13 protein-coding genes and 1 pseudogene are annotated in these 14,501 nt (G+C 37.9%); 8 read left to right on the top strand and 6 right to left on the bottom strand.

Annotation, left to right across the window (positions count from 1 at the left end; all coding sequences use genetic code 11):
• Nucleotides 1-150 precede the first annotated feature (150 nt).
• Nucleotides 151-1,626, bottom strand: a complete 1,476-nt coding sequence (gene putP / locus GMB86_RS10385; RefSeq protein WP_329602872.1) for a sodium/proline symporter PutP — start codon at nucleotides 1,624-1,626, stop codon at nucleotides 151-153.
• Nucleotides 1,627-1,692: 66 nt separating this feature from the next.
• Here putP and GMB86_RS15545 point away from each other — a divergent pair, with 66 nt between their 5' ends.
• Nucleotides 1,693-1,872 carry a hypothetical protein gene (locus GMB86_RS15545; RefSeq protein WP_196220190.1) on the top strand — a complete coding sequence of 60 codons (180 nt, stop codon included), beginning with the start codon at nucleotides 1,693-1,695 and terminating at the stop codon, nucleotides 1,870-1,872.
• A gap of 252 nt (nucleotides 1,873-2,124) precedes the next feature.
• Here GMB86_RS15545 and GMB86_RS10380 read toward each other — a convergent pair whose 3' ends face one another.
• Nucleotides 2,125-3,039, bottom strand: a complete 915-nt coding sequence (locus GMB86_RS10380) for a proline dehydrogenase family protein (RefSeq protein WP_155219472.1) — start codon at nucleotides 3,037-3,039, stop codon at nucleotides 2,125-2,127.
• 98 nt (nucleotides 3,040-3,137) lie between these two features.
• Entirely contained in the window at nucleotides 3,138-4,682 is a 1,545-nt protein-coding gene (pruA, locus tag GMB86_RS10375; protein ID WP_155219469.1) for an L-glutamate gamma-semialdehyde dehydrogenase, read from the bottom strand.
• Between the two features lie 502 nt (nucleotides 4,683-5,184).
• On the opposite strand from pruA, the gene GMB86_RS10370 reads away from it, so the two are divergent.
• Both GMB86_RS10370 and GMB86_RS10365 read left to right on the top strand, forming a co-directional pair.
• Nucleotides 5,185-6,768, top strand: coding sequence for a sigma-54 interaction domain-containing protein (locus GMB86_RS10370; protein ID WP_155219466.1), 1,584 nt, complete (start codon nucleotides 5,185-5,187; stop codon nucleotides 6,766-6,768).
• Nucleotides 6,769-7,026: 258 nt separating this feature from the next.
• A complete protein-coding gene (locus GMB86_RS10365) occupies nucleotides 7,027-7,800 on the top strand; it encodes an acetoin reductase (protein ID WP_155219463.1) in 774 nt (257 codons plus the stop codon).
• A gap of 216 nt (nucleotides 7,801-8,016) precedes the next feature.
• Here GMB86_RS10365 and GMB86_RS10360 read toward each other — a convergent pair whose 3' ends face one another.
• The 3 genes and pseudogenes from GMB86_RS10360 to GMB86_RS10355 all read right to left on the bottom strand — a co-directional run bounded on the left by GMB86_RS10360 (nucleotide 8,017) and on the right by GMB86_RS10355 (nucleotide 10,146).
• Nucleotides 8,017-8,319: a DUF5634 family protein gene (locus GMB86_RS10360; protein WP_155219460.1), complete on the bottom strand. Its 303-nt coding sequence runs from the start codon at nucleotides 8,317-8,319 to the stop codon at nucleotides 8,017-8,019.
• 196 nt (nucleotides 8,320-8,515) lie between these two features.
• Nucleotides 8,516-8,612, bottom strand: a pseudogene (locus GMB86_RS16170) (short chain dehydrogenase); the annotation flags it as partial.
• A gap of 187 nt (nucleotides 8,613-8,799) precedes the next feature.
• Complete coding sequence (locus GMB86_RS10355; protein WP_155219457.1) at nucleotides 8,800-10,146, bottom strand: amino acid permease; 1,347 nt, start codon at nucleotides 10,144-10,146, stop codon at nucleotides 8,800-8,802.
• A 318-nt stretch (nucleotides 10,147-10,464) separates the two neighbouring features.
• Between GMB86_RS10355 and GMB86_RS10350 the strand changes: the two genes are divergently transcribed.
• From GMB86_RS10350 to GMB86_RS10330, 5 genes are all read left to right on the top strand, one after another.
• The gene (locus GMB86_RS10350; RefSeq protein ID WP_155219454.1) at nucleotides 10,465-10,854 is read left to right on the top strand and encodes a HEPN domain-containing protein; all 390 of its coding nucleotides are present in this window, start codon (nucleotides 10,465-10,467) and stop codon (nucleotides 10,852-10,854) included.
• Nucleotides 10,833-11,222 carry a hypothetical protein gene (locus GMB86_RS10345; RefSeq protein WP_155219451.1) on the top strand — a complete coding sequence of 130 codons (390 nt, stop codon included), beginning with the start codon at nucleotides 10,833-10,835 and terminating at the stop codon, nucleotides 11,220-11,222. The genes GMB86_RS10350 and GMB86_RS10345 overlap by 22 nt, the downstream gene beginning before the upstream one ends.
• Before the next feature lie 228 nt (nucleotides 11,223-11,450).
• Entirely contained in the window at nucleotides 11,451-12,224 is a 774-nt protein-coding gene (locus tag GMB86_RS10340) for a sugar phosphate isomerase/epimerase family protein (protein WP_155219448.1), read from the top strand.
• Nucleotides 12,224-13,183: a sugar kinase gene (locus tag GMB86_RS10335; RefSeq protein WP_155219445.1), complete on the top strand. Its 960-nt coding sequence runs from the start codon at nucleotides 12,224-12,226 to the stop codon at nucleotides 13,181-13,183. The genes GMB86_RS10340 and GMB86_RS10335 overlap by 1 nt, the downstream gene beginning before the upstream one ends.
• Nucleotide 13,184: 1 nt before the next feature.
• Nucleotides 13,185-14,471, top strand: coding sequence for an MFS transporter (locus tag GMB86_RS10330; RefSeq protein ID WP_155219442.1), 1,287 nt, complete (start codon nucleotides 13,185-13,187; stop codon nucleotides 14,469-14,471).
• Nucleotides 14,472-14,501: the final 30 nt, after the last annotated feature.

Raw genomic sequence — 14,501 nt, 5'->3', positions numbered from 1 at the left:
ATTCCATAAATTATCTATAAAGTATTTGTTACACTAGAATTTTCTGCTAATACACAGAAGTCTTAAAAATTCGGAATTTCTGCTGAAGAAGCAAAAAGAAGCACCAATTCCCAAAAAGGATATTGATGCTTCTTTGAATCATATCTCAACTTACGCTCCTTTGCCCAATTCATTTTCCATTTGGTCAAAGTGATCTTGTATTTTGCGGGATGGTTTTTGGGTTAATAAACTTATAACGAAAACACCGATCATACTTAAGAAAAATCCAGGTATCATCTCATATAGGAAGTTTTTCAATACAGGAACATTTGCCCAGATAAGGACTGTCACAGCTCCGATGATCATACCCGCAAGTGCACCCGATCGAGTCATACGCTTCCAGTGTAAACTTAAGAGAATGACCGGGCCAAATGCTGAACCAAATCCTGCCCAAGCATAGCCGACGAGACTTAAGATGGTATCGTTTGGATATAATGACAGACCGACACCGATCATGGCAACAATAAGAACAGCAAGTCTTCCAATAAGAACAAGCTCTTTATCACTCGCTTGGCGGCGGAAGAAGGTTTTATAAAAGTCTTCTGTTAGTGAACTTGCTGTCACAAGTAGTTGTGAAGATATGGTACTCATAATCGCTGCTAATATGGCAGCTAATAAGAATCCTGTAATATACGGGTTGAACAAAATATTCGAGAAGACGATAAAAATCGTTTCAGGATCTTTTAATGTTTGACCATGAGATGCATAGTAGGCAACACCGACTAGACCTGTGAGTACAGCTCCTAGAATCGAAATACCCATCCAGCCCATACCAATTCGTCGTGCTGATTTTAATTGATCTGGATGACTAATCGCCATAAATCGGACAATGATATGGGGTTGACCAAAGTAGCCAAGTCCCCATGCGAGTAAAGATACAATTCCTAAAAAGGACGTTCCTTTAAAGAAGTCGAGTAAGGAAGGATCAACTTGTCTAATTTGATGAAAAGTTTCCTGCACGCCACCCACATCGGTAAAGGCAACAACTGGGACGAGTACAAGAGCGACAAACATGATGGCACCTTGAACAAAGTCCGTCATACTTACGGCTAAAAATCCACCAAATAAGGTATAAGCAACAACAACAGCTGCTGTGATAAATAGACCAACTTTATAATTCATATGGAATGAACTTTCAAATAGTCGTCCACCAGCGACGAAACCTGATGATGTGTAAATGGTAAAGAAGACTAAAATGACAAGTGCTGAAACAGAGCGAAGTACTTTCGAATGATCATGAAATCGATTTTCAAGAAAATCGGGAATCGTAAGTGAATCATTCGCGACTTCGGTGTACGTCCGAAGACGAGGGGCAAGAATGAGATAATTTACATAAGCGCCTAACATCAGCCCTATAGAAAGCCACAAACCTGATATACCTGTAGCATACATGGCCCCTGGTAAGCCCATCAACATCCAGCCGCTCATATCAGCTGCGCCTGCGGATAATGCCGTGACAGCTGGGCCAAGTCCACGTCCACCTAACATATAGTCATTTAAATTGGATGTTTTTTTGTAAGAGTAATAACCAATTAGCAGCATGACAAGGAGATACACTCCTAAAGAAATGAATATTTCGATCTGCACTATATCATCTCCTATTCTTTCTCGTTTATTTTAAATTTAAAATAGCAGGAACAAACTTAATAGAGAATGCAACAAATATTTATTTGTAAAATAATTCCGTTAATTTGTTCAATAATTCTATTAGTACGTGTTCAAAAAGGTGACAAATTAGAAGCAAGAAGATCAAGGCGGCGCAGTTTTGAGGACCGGAATGTAGGTTTTTACTACATGAGGACCGGAAAAACCAGCCAACGCCGAGATTCGTAGCCTTATCATTTGGTGACTTTTTGAACAACCTCTATTATACTTTAAATTTATAAGAGACGGATCATCTAAATAAGAGTAAGCCTTGAACTTTTCAAGGCTATTTGTTAAAAGTTTATTCCGCATTAACGGCGAGTATTGTCCCAGCTCAAGGTCATGAATGTAAACGAGCATTTTTAGTGAAGGGTAACTGATCGCATGAGCCCTTTCAATCAGAGTGAGATGAAGTAAACCCACTCCGATTGAAGTTTCACGTTATTTTGAGAAAAAACCTTTAAAAGCAAAGGAAACATTTTGCGGGCGTTCAGCAAGACGACGCATGTAATAACCGAACCAGTCATTTCCGAATGGAACGTAGATACGCATTTTATAACCTTCACTCACTAAACTTTCCCACAGTGTTCTTCTAAACCCATAAAGCATTTGAAATTCGAAGAGATTCTTCGGAATGTTATTTTCTTGAACAAACTGTTTCACTTTTTCAATTAATATATGATCGTGACTCGCAATCGCTGTGTAGGTGCCTCCTAATAGATGCTCTTTCACAAGGTTTAAATAGTTTTCATCAATATCTTTCTTTTCTTGGTAGGCGACCTCCGGTGATTCTTTGTATGCGCCTTTGACGATTCGTAAAGGAATGCCTTTTAGGTCTTTTACATCATCAAGTGATCGAAAGAGATAGGATTGAATCACGGTGCCGACATTTTGATAGCTTTCATGGAACATTTTTGTGATGTCAATGGTGTCTTGGCAATGTGAATAATCTTCCATATCAATTCGAACAAAGAGATCATGCCGTTTTGCTGTCTCTAAAATACGTTTGATGTTATTTATGCAAAAGTTTCGATCAATATCTAATCCGAGTTGTGTAATTTTAATAGATAAACCTGTTTTAACACCAGAAAGTCCTATGGCTTCGAGTGTTTTGATGCAGTAATCCGTTGCTTCAAGCGCTTCTTTCTCTGTAAAGACAAATTCACCCAAATGATCTAATGTTGCGACAATACCTTTATTATTTAAATGTCTGACAGCTCCAATGGCGCTATCTATCGTTGAACCAGCTACAACTTTTGTGGCGCCAAAATTAAGACCCCATTTTTTAGCTGCTTTATTTAATGATTTGTTATTGGCAAGCGACATAAAAAAATTTTTTGATATTGTTTCAATCATTTTCATATCCCCCTCTATTTTATAAACACAATATTCAGAAATCTGGGTGTTTAAGTGATGGGGTTAGATGTGAATGAATCTAACCCCATATTTAATCATTAAAGCGCTTCTGATGTTGTTTTTCCTTGTAGATGTAAAAGTAAATATTCTGGTCCGCCAGCTTTTGAATCTGTACCTGACATGTTGAAACCGCCAAATGGTTGGTAACCAACAATGGCTCCTGTACAACCTCGGTTGAAATATAGATTACCTACTTGAAAATCTTCACGTGCTTGTTCAATGTGCATGCGGTTGTTCGTGATGACAGCGCCTGTTAGTCCATATTCTGTATTGTTTGCGATATCAATGGCATGATCGAAATCTTTTGCTTTTGATAATGCAACAACAGGACCAAAGATTTCTTCTTGCATTAATCTTGCTGTTGGCTCGACATCACTGATCACGGTTGGTTGAATGAAATAGCCAGTTGAATCATCGCCTTCACCACCAGCAACAAGGTGACCTTCTTGCTTACCGATTTCAATGTAACTCATGATTTTATCAAAAGCATTTTTATCGATGACAGGTCCCATGTATGTTTCTTGTGTGGTTGGGTCACCGACTGTTAATTCTTTTGTCAATTGGACAACGCGATTCAGAACGTTATCGTAGACGTCTTCAACGATGATTGCGCGTGAACAAGCCGAACATTTTTGCCCGCAGAATCCAAAGGCAGAAGCGACGATGGATTTGGCAGCGAGCTCTAGATCTGCCTCTTTATCAACGACAATCGTATCTTTACCACCCATTTCAGCAATGACACGTTTTAACCAGATCTGTCCATCTTGAACTTTCGAAGCTCTTTCGTATATACGCTGACCGACATCTCGGGAACCTGTAAAGGAAACGAAGCGTGTTCTTGGATGATCAACTAAGTAATCCCCAATTTCTCCGCCACTACCCGGGATGAAGTTAAGAACACCTTTTGGCAGGCCTGCTTCTTCAAGTGCTTCAACAAATTTAGCTGCAATAATCGGTGTTGCAGAAGCGGGTTTTAATAGAACGGTGTTGCCAGTTACAAGGGCAGCGACAGTTGTTCCAGCCATAATAGCAAAAGGGAAATTCCAAGGCGGAATAACTACGCCGACGCCGAGAGGAATGTAATCGTATCGGTTGTATTCACCTGGACGGCTTTTCACGGGTGCGCCATCTTTTAGTTGAAGCATCTGTCTTCCATAATACTCCATGAAATCGATTGCTTCTGCTGTATCAGCATCCGCTTCAACCCAAGACTTTCCTGCTTCTAATACTAATAAAGCAGAGAATTCATGTTTGCGGCGGCGAACGATAGCAGCTGTATGGAATATGATATCTGCTCGAACTTCTGGTTTAACTTTTCTCCATGTATTAAAAGCTTCATCAGCCGCTTGCATCGCTTGTTCAGCTAATGGTTGCGTAGCCTTTGAAACATAACCAACAATTTCTTCTGTATTTGCTGGATTAATTGACGTGATTTTATCTTCAGTTGTCACTCGTTCACCATTAATAATTAGTGGATAGTGTTGACCGAGTTCTGCTTTTACTTTGTCTAAACTTTCTAAGAAAGATTGTTTGTTTTGTTCATTTGAAAAATCAGTAAGTGGTTCGTGTGCATATGGAATCATCTTAAAGCCCCCTAATAATTCATTGTTTGTTCACAAGTTTATAAGCAATTTCCATGCCAAAACGGAATAGTTTGAGATTTTTTTATGAAAAAAGGGAGTAGATCGCAGATGGAAAATGAAGAAAAAAAGCGGTATTTGTCGTCTGTTTACGCACGCCAGATTAATAGAAGGTCCATTTTTCTTTTTATGTTCAAATTGAAATAAAAAGGGGTAAAAAAAATAAATTTTAACGTTTTTATTGAATTTGTCGTGTCTTTATGTAAAAGAAAATGTATAATAAATTTAAACAGAATTGTTCATTAATTTGTAAAATTTACAATTATGTAAAGGGTCTTTTTAAAACTGTTCTATATGTGCGAATCAAAAAGGAGACAAACTGGAAGCAAAGAGCGGCGCCGTTTTGAGGAACGGAATGTAGATTTTTACTACATGAGGACCAAAAACAACTAAGCATCAAGATTCGTAGTTTATCATTTAGTATGTATTTCTTTTGTGGGGGGTAATGAAGTTGTTCTACCAAAATTTATTATCTTCGATTAAACGACCATGGGTGGAGACTTTAGATGTTCATAATATGAAGATTGTACAGGAAGATGATTCGAACTGGAGTCTAGAATTGTTAGAAGAACAAAAGGACATTGCTCTTATAGATGAAAGAGGAACATGTACGGGCTGGATTCTGTACTCTGACATACTTAGAAGCTTCATGGATTACTGTCAAAAAGTGACGTCTATTCATCAAACTCTAATGAATACAATTGACGATGCTGTCACGATTGTTGATAAAAAAGGGAATGTTATATCTTGGAATTCAAAAGCGGAAGCTCTGTACCAGTATTCTCAAAAAAATATGTTAGGTCAGCCTATTACCCATCACTTTAAAAAAGAGACCATTAAATTAATGGATACATTAAAAAAAGGGGAGGAAGTAAGGAATCAATACAATCAACCTAAAGAACATGTTCATGTGTTAATCAATACATCACCTGTTCGTGTTAATCAGGAGATCGTTGGTGGAATTTCTGTTGAACGAGATATAACAGAGATGGTCAAATTAAACGAAGAGCTGTCTTCATCAACGGCTTACATAAGACATTTAGAAAATCAATTTGATAACGAGCACTTAAGTGATCCATTTCAGAAGATTAAAGGAAAAAGTCCCATGTTAAATTCAGCTGTAAAACTTGCAAAAAAGGTGGCCAAAACGGATGTCCCTGTGCTTATTACAGGGGAGAGTGGCGTTGGGAAGGAACTCTTTTCAACGGCTATTCATCATTTTAGTCATCGTTCGAATAAACCTTTTATAGCCATCAATTGTGGGGCCATACCAACAGCACTCTTTGAAAGTGAGTTGTTTGGGTATGAAAAGGGAGCCTTCACGGGTGCGGTAAGAGAAGGGAAAAAAGGGAAAATCGATGCATCCAAAGGAGGGACTTTGTTTTTAGATGAAATCGGTGAACTTCCTTTAGATCTACAAGTAAAATTATTGCGTGTATTGCAGGAAAATCAGTTCTATCGCGTAGGCGGTTCAAAGCCAATTCCAACAGATATCCGCATCATTACTGCAACCAACCGTAGTTTAGAACAAATGATTCAGGATGGGAATTTTCGTTTGGATTTGTATTATCGATTAAATGTCGTCACGATTCAGCTTCCGGCTTTGCGAGAGCGAATTGAAGACATACCTGAATTTATTCACCTATTTTTAGAAGAATTTGCTTTAAAATATAACAAAAAAGTGCCATCCATAGCCCCTGAAGCCTTGAATTTATTAATGAAACACCGCTGGCCAGGGAACATCAGACAACTTCGAAATACGATTGAACGCATCATGATTCTATTAGATGGAGATGTCGTTAGACCAGATCATTTACCTGAATCTTTTTATTCAAAGGAAATATCTACTATAACAACAGAAGAGGAGCACGTCGATTCAATCTCTGAAGACGTCTCGATTGAATCTGAAAGGGAGAGAATCAAAAAAGCATTAAAGAAAACTTACGGAAACAAATCAGCAGCAGCAAAATTACTAGCCATTTCGCGCGTCACGTTATATAACCGTATGAAGAAATATCGTTTGGAGTAGGTTTCCGGGTGCCTGGCACCGCAAAAGGACACTTTGTTCAATTAGTACACCCCGGATAGACACGGAGTTTTGGGTGCCAGGCACTACCCGAAATCATGAGATGAGTATAAATTCATGAAAGCGGCATCATAAAACAGGAAATAAATGAATGGATATGTTAAAATGTACCTGTAAAAACAAATATATATAATCTTTTTCAGAAAAGGGTAGAAGCTTGATAATCTTTTAAACTATCATTATTGAAAAGAGGTATTTGTTATGAGTAAAGTAGCAGTTGTTACAGGTTCTGCTGGAGGATTGGGAAGAGGCATCGCTGAAAAGTTATGTAGCAATGGGTTTAGCGTTGTTCTTCATGATATTAACGAGGAGTTATTAAATAAGACAGTAGAAGAACTAAAAGGGAAAAACTTTGACGTAATCGGTGTTAAAGGAGACGTCTCTATACGTGAAGATCAATTTAATTTAGTTAAAGAGGCTGTTGATAAATTTGGTCATTTAGATGTCTTTGTCAATAACGCAGGTATTGACGCTGTAACGCCATTTTTACTAATTAAAGAAGACGAGTTGAATAGATTATTTAGAATTAATGTGAATGGTGTCGTGTTTGGTACACAAGCGGCAGCCGAACAATTTATTAAACAAAAAACAAAAGGAAAAATCATTAACGCATGTAGTATTGCAGGACATGAATCCTATGCCATGCTTGGTACATATTCCGCAACGAAACATGCCGTTCGATCTTTTACACAAACAGCTGCAAAAGAATTAGCAAAACATCAAATTACTGTTAATGCTTATTGCCCAGGCATCGCGAAAACAAAAATGTGGGATCGAATTGATCAAGAGATGGTTAAATATAGTGATGATTTAAAACCAGGAGAAGCATTCGAAAAATTCTCCTCAGAAATTGCCTTACAAAGATATCAAACACCAGAAGATGTGGCTAATCTCGTGGACTTCTTAGCATCAGAAGCTTCTGATTACATTACGGGTCAAGCTATCTTGACTGATGGTGGCCTTGTGTATAGATAAGGGTGCTAGTTACTACCCGAATTATGAACCCCGCTATTCCCAAAAACCAATGGGAATAGCGGGGTTTAGAGTGCCTGTCACCACCCGAAATTTGTCGAATTAAGGGGATTTACTGATAGTTATGAAACTTCCATAGGAACAAAATAACAGATTGACTAATCAGTCCCTTGTAACGAGATTACACTGTTGAGGACTGACTGTATCTGATGGTGTGGGTTAAATATTCCGGAATATACTTTCTAAATCATGATAGCCTTTTAAATCTTCTTTTTGGGGATCATCGGTTTCAACTGTCCATTCATTTTGTATCTGCGTTAAACCACCTTTTCCATTTTTCGAGTAAGGGGAATGGATATGGTAGGTCTTTCCGTCTTTATTAACCGTAAAGCCGACATAATATCGATCATCTTGACCTTCTTCTTCAAAAATGCCGATCTCATCAATATCATACTTATCGATATAGGACTGAAAAGATTGTTGTAATTCATTAATAATTTGTTCCCGAGATAAGAATTCCATTTTGATACCTCTTTCCTTGTACGAGTGCCTGTCACCACCCGAAATTTGTCGAATTAAATGTAAGGAACCAGAAAATGACATTCACACTATAACAATTCAACTCATATAGACACTGCAAATTAATTTAAATCCGATATAAAGTTAAGGCGGTGACAGGTACACATTAGCGATACTAAGTAAGTAGCAACCATACTTGGGGTGTTAAAGCCGTAACCCGGATATTTATGCTTTCGTACATCTATCATTAGTGATTCTGTCAGACCTAGTACAGTAAAAAATGCGCTGTAAGCACTTTTGTCCAGTAGTATAAATATTTACTAAAGCCTTGTTATATATTCATGTTGAAACCATCCAAAAGATGGAGAGAACGTGGGTGACAGGCACCACAAAAAGACATCTTGCTATATTAGTCCACCTCATATAGACACCATAAATTAATTTATATCCGATATAAAATTCGAGCGGTGACAGGCACCACATTCATGTGTTTGCTTTTTTAGAGAATAAATAGGCAATAAATAAAATAAGAAACCAAACCGGTGTAACAAGTAGGGCAAGTCGTGTTTCAGACGAGAAAGCTAATATAACGACAACAAAAGCAAAAAAGGCAAGGACTAGCCAGTTAGAGACTGGAGCAAAAGGCATTTTAAATGTACTGATGTGATTAGGATTTAAATATCGAAATCGTAAATGTGCAATGAGGATAATACCCCAAACCCATAAAAAACAAATCGTTGCAATACTTGTCACTAGTGTAAATACGGCTGTGGCATCTAATAAATAATTTAACAATACACCAATTAGTAATACCGACGTAGAAGCAAATAGACCCGCCGAAGGGATATTTCGACGATTAAGCTTACCAAATAGTTTTGGTGCTTTTCCTTCAATAGATAATATGTAAAGCATTCGACTTGTACTGAATATCCCGCTATTACATGACGAGGCGGCAGAAGTTAAGACCACAAAATTAATTATCCCAGCAGCTGCAGGTATACCTATCAATTGAAACACTTTAACAAAGGGACTACTTTCAGGATCAATTCCGTTCCATGGATAGATAGACATTATGATCAGTAAGGCGCCTATGTAAAAAATAAGGATTCGAAGCGGGATACTATTAATGGCTTTCGGTAATATTTTTTGTGGATCTTCTGCTTCCCCTGCTGTTACACCAACGAGTTCGATTCCTACAAAGGCAAATATAGCCATTTGGAAAGCAAAAATGAACCCAGAAGCCCCATGTGGGAAAAATCCGCCGTGTGTCCATAAATGTGTAAAAGAGGCAGGTGTACCGTGTACATCAAATTTCATCATCACAAGGACAAACCCTATGACTATTAAGGCGATAATCGTTATAATTTTTATTAAAGCAAACCAAAATTCGATTTCTCCAAATGCCTTCACTGTGCCTAAGTTAATTAACATTAATCCAAGAACACAAATAAGAGCGGGTATCCACTGAGGAGCATTTGGCAGCCAAAAGTGCACATATAGCCCAACTGCTGTGATTTCTGCAATACCTGTTACAACCCAGCAAAACCAATAGGTCCAACCTGTTACGAAACCTGCCCAGGAACCAATATATTGTTCTGCAAATTGAGTAAAAGACCCTGTGGTAGGATTAAATACTAATAATTCACCAAGTGCTCGCATCATAAAGAAAACGGCAATCCCTATACATAAATAAACAAGCATGATGGAAGGACCGGCAAAATTTATGGACCTTCCAGCTCCTAAAAATAAACCTGTTCCTATTGCTCCTCCTATGGCAATAAGTTGAATATGTCTGTTTTTTAATCCACGTTCCAATTTTTCATTATTCATATAAAACCGACCTCATTTGAATTTAATTCCATCATAATAAAAATCACATATCCCTTATCATACTACAGTTTTGGGTGTCAGGCACCGTAAAAAGACATTTTTTCATTTTTGTTTTTCTCAGGTGTACATATTGTCACCACCCTAATTTGTCGAATAATTACTTTCCTTTAAGAAGGTTGTGATCCTTCACTCTAAAATTTTTAAAAATTTTCTATATTTATAGGGAACACACGTTCCTTTCTATGTTATAATATATCCTATATACTGATTTTAACTATAGAATTTAGAGTGAAATACATTATATTAGGAAGTGATAATTTGAACAGATTTGACTTTCAACAACTAGCTGAAATAAGATTACAGGAAGCAGAGATATTAATGGCAAATAAGCAATATGATGGTGCTTATTATCTATCTGGTTATGTCATTGAATGTGCATTAAAAGCTTGTATTGCTAAGAAAACGAGAGAATATGATTTTCCACCAAACAGAATAAAGAATATATACACTCACGAGCTTGCAAAATTAGTAGGGGAAGCGGGATTAAGGATAGAGAACTCATTGGCAGAAATTAATTGGGCTGTGGTTAAAGATTGGTCGGAGCAACATCGTTATTCATTTCATAGTGAATTAGAAGCAAAAAATCTCTATTCCGCAGTATCGGATCCAGAAACGGGGGTTTTAAAGTGGATAAAACAATATTGGTAGAGCAGGATCTTAAAAATGGAGAAAGGTTAATACGTAAGTTAGATGAATTAAACTTTATCGTTCATTCTGCTTTTTGGTTGTATATACCCGAGTCGGATATCTACAGATTGATGATTGCAACCCCATTAGTTGACGAAATAGGACCACAGGAAGTATACAGAAAAATAAAATCAACGATTGATTTGATAGAAGAACCTTTTGATATTTCTCTTCAAAGTATTTCAGTGATTAGTCCAAATAATGAATTAATAAAAATATTAGGAACGTTTACTAAGACTGATGCTAATGCAATCAATGGTATTAGATTTACACGTAATACAATTAATAATATGTATATTGAAGATTCCTATATTTATAGAATCCAATAGAGTTGGAAGGGTGCCTAGTCACCACCGAGATTTATCGATCTATCACCTAAAGCTTAGAATTGTCCTCTTTTTAGAAGAGAGGAGGTTCTAAGCTTTTGTTTATACAGTTATTTAAATTTTCAGAGCCCAAATTCACTTTTTTTAAAAAAAGGACTTGTAAAGCGCTTACATAGGGTTTATAATTTTACTAAACCGGTTTATTAAAAACAAATGGTGAGGTGTTCATATATGTCTCAAGTAGTTATCCCATTAAATGCCTTTTCTAATGAGAAGGGTTTGGAAAAAGATCTTGACTTTTATATCACCATTATTGCCAATTCCAACGCAGACGGAATTGAGATTAGAAAAGAACTATTGAACGCAGCCTCTTTAACACATGACTTGCAGCAAATCCACAACACACTTAAAGATCATCATCTATTGACCGTTTATTCCGCGCCCATACCATTATGGAAAGAAGACACTTCTTTAAATGAAGAAAGGGTATCAGCTGTGATGGAAGAGGCGAAGCAGATTCAAGCAAAATGGATTAAACTCCCTTTAGGCAACTTTGATATTCAAAAATCAAATTTGAAAGCCCTTTCAAATCTTCTTGATCATTATCCAACGATTCAATTACTCATTGAAAATGATCAAACGCGAGAAGGCGGCAGGATCGATCCGTTATTTCAATTTTTTCAGGAAGCAGAAAAGCAAAATGTGCCTGTTCACATGACGTTTGATGTTGGTAACTGGATGTATACGAATGAGGATGCTCATAAAGCCGCAAGCTTACTAAGCCCTTATGTCTCCTATTACCATGTTAAACACGTGATTCAACAAAATCAGAAACTACTGACGGTTCCCATCAAGAACGGGAACGAACTCTGGAAAGAAATAAATGACGTGTATTTTTCCGCTATTCCAAGAGCTTTAGAATTTCCAATTTTCCCAGATAGCGCGTCAATTAACCGTTATATCGAGATAATCAATGGAGATCATGCAGAAAGGATGAGTTCGTGATGGAAACATTCGATGTTGTGACTTTCGGTGAAGCCATGGCGATGTTTATGGCTGATTCAATCGGTCCCCTTCATGAAACGCGGACCTTTTCCATGGAGCTAGCCGGTGCTGAGACCAACGTGGCGATCGGTCTCGCCAGATTGGGATTTAAAACGAGTTTTGTCAGTAAAGTAGGCCATGACGCTTTCGGAAAATTCATTATGAAAAAGCTTCAGGAACATCAAGTACAGACCGATCACATCGCAATAGATACGGAGCATCCAACGGGCTTTCAGTTAAAATCAAAAGTCGAAGTCGGCGATCCTGAAGTGCAGTATTTTCGTAAGGGTTCTGCCGCAAGCACATTGAGCGCTGACGATTTTGACGAAGACTATTTTTTGCGTGCTAGACATTTGCACATGACCGGTATTCCACTTGCGATATCTGAATCTGCCAGAGATTTTGCCGGGCATGCACTGAAATTTATGAAGCAGCACGGAAAGACGATCTCCTTTGATACGAATCTACGTCCATCTCTTTGGAATTCAGAAAAAGAAATGATTCATACCATCAATTTTTTTGCAAAACAAACGGACTATGTGCTTCCAGGCATATCAGAAGGAAAGCTTCTCACTGGTTATGAAACACCCGAAGATATCGCTTCTTATTATTTAGATGCCGGCGTGCACGCTGTCATTGTTAAGCTAGGTGAAAGAGGTGCCTATTATAAAACGTTACAAGAAGAGGGATATGTCAAGGGCATGAAAGTCCCTCGAATTATCGATACAGTTGGCGCGGGAGATGGTTTTGCCGTTGGCGTGATCAGCGGTTTATTAGAAAAAATTCCTTTAGAACAAGCGATTGCAAGAGGAAATGCCATTGGTGCTTTGGCGGTACAGTCCTCTGGTGACAACACAGGTTATCCCAATAAACAGAAACTGCTTGCCTATTTAACTAAACATGATCAAGGAGTGAATTAATATGAATCAGTTGTCTAATAAAAGATGGATTCGTCTTATTCCTATTGTATTTATCACGTATAGTTTAGCTTATTTAGACAGAGCCAATTACAGTTTTGGAGCGGCCGGGGGACTTGCGCATGACTTAAATATTACGGCAGCCACTTCATCTTTGCTTGGGGCCTTATTTTTCTTAGGGTACTTCTTCTTTCAAATTCCTGGAGCTCATTATGCAGAGAACAAAAGTGCCAAGAAACTCATCTTTTATGCATTGATTCTTTGGGGTCTACTCGCATCAGCCACGGGTCTTATTTCGAATGTTGGCCTATTATTTGTCATTCGTTTTAGTTTAGGCGTTGTTGAAAGCGCTGTTATGCCTGCGATGCTGGTATTTTTAAGCCACTGGTTTACAAAAGCGGAAAGGTCTCGTGCTAATACATTCTTAATCTTAGGAAATCCAGCGACTGTTCTTTGGATGTCGATTGTTTCAGGCTACATTTTAGATTCACTTGGCTGGAGATGGATGTTTATTTTAGAAGGTCTACCAGGCGTTATTTGGGCTTTTATATGGTGGAAACTTGTTTGTGATCATCCAAAAGATGCTAAATGGCTCAACAGTGAGGAAAAAGCCGCTTTAAATGAAGCGTTACAAGCGGAACAAAAAGAATTAAAATCAGTTAAAGGTTACGGAGAAGCCTTTAGATCCAAAACAGTGATTCTGCTAAGTATTCAATATGCCCTCTGGAGCATTGGGGTCTATGGGTTTGTAATGTGGCTGCCATCCATTATCAAATCTGCTCCTAATACAAGTATTGTGGCTACGGGCTGGCTGGCGTCGGTTCCGTATTTATTAGCTTGCATCCTTATGTTAGCGGTTTCGTATTTCTCTGATAAATGGCAAAACCGTAAACTGTTTGTTTATCCCTTCCTTCTTATTGGTGCTGTTTGCTTTTATGGATCCTATTTGCTAGGAACAAGCCATTTTTGGTTATCGTTTATCTTGTTAACCATTGCTGGCGGGGCGATGTATGCTCCTTATGGGCCGTTCTTTGCGATCATCCCAGAAATCCTTCCACGTAATGTAGCTGGCGGGGCGATGGCGTTAATCAACAGTATGGGAGCGCTTGGATCATTTGTTGGTGCTTATATTGTAGGATATCTAAATGACCTAACAGGGGGATATGGAGCGTCTTACAATTTCATGGCCATTTCTCTGTTATTGTCAGCTATTTTAACCATCATGGCTACAAAACAGAAGAAAAATAGAGAAAAAGCGAAAGACACAACGATGCCGTTTCAAGAATTGTAAAAGCAACGGGATTAAATCTTGTAGAAGGGG

The sequence above is a fragment of the Terrilactibacillus tamarindi genome (genome assembly GCF_009718825.1).
In the GTDB taxonomy this organism is placed as follows: Bacteria; Bacillota; Bacilli; order Bacillales; family Sporolactobacillaceae; genus Terrilactibacillus; species Terrilactibacillus tamarindi.
The sequence above is the reverse complement of the archived record's forward strand: the minus strand, read 5'-3'. Positions and strand labels throughout refer to the sequence as shown.

Bases quoted from the DNA above. Each gene is read 5' to 3' on its own strand.
- GMB86_RS10370 (WP_155219466.1), top strand. From the start codon at position 5,185: ATGAAGTTGTTCTACCAAAATTTATTATCTTCGATTAAACGACCATGG.
- GMB86_RS10340 (WP_155219448.1), top strand. From the start codon at position 11,451: ATGTCTCAAGTAGTTATCCCATTAAATGCCTTTTCTAATGAGAAGGGT.
- pruA (WP_155219469.1), bottom strand. From the start codon at position 4,682: ATGATTCCATATGCACACGAACCACTTACTGATTTTTCAAATGAACAA.
- GMB86_RS10335 (WP_155219445.1), top strand. From the start codon at position 12,224: ATGGAAACATTCGATGTTGTGACTTTCGGTGAAGCCATGGCGATGTTT.
- GMB86_RS15545 (WP_196220190.1), top strand. From the start codon at position 1,693: ATGCAACAAATATTTATTTGTAAAATAATTCCGTTAATTTGTTCAATA.
- GMB86_RS10365 (WP_155219463.1), top strand. From the start codon at position 7,027: ATGAGTAAAGTAGCAGTTGTTACAGGTTCTGCTGGAGGATTGGGAAGA.
- GMB86_RS10380 (WP_155219472.1), bottom strand. From the start codon at position 3,039: ATGATTGAAACAATATCAAAAAATTTTTTTATGTCGCTTGCCAATAAC.
- GMB86_RS10360 (WP_155219460.1), bottom strand. From the start codon at position 8,319: ATGGAATTCTTATCTCGGGAACAAATTATTAATGAATTACAACAATCT.
- GMB86_RS10330 (WP_155219442.1), top strand. From the start codon at position 13,185: ATGAATCAGTTGTCTAATAAAAGATGGATTCGTCTTATTCCTATTGTA.
- GMB86_RS10355 (WP_155219457.1), bottom strand. From the start codon at position 10,146: ATGAATAATGAAAAATTGGAACGTGGATTAAAAAACAGACATATTCAA.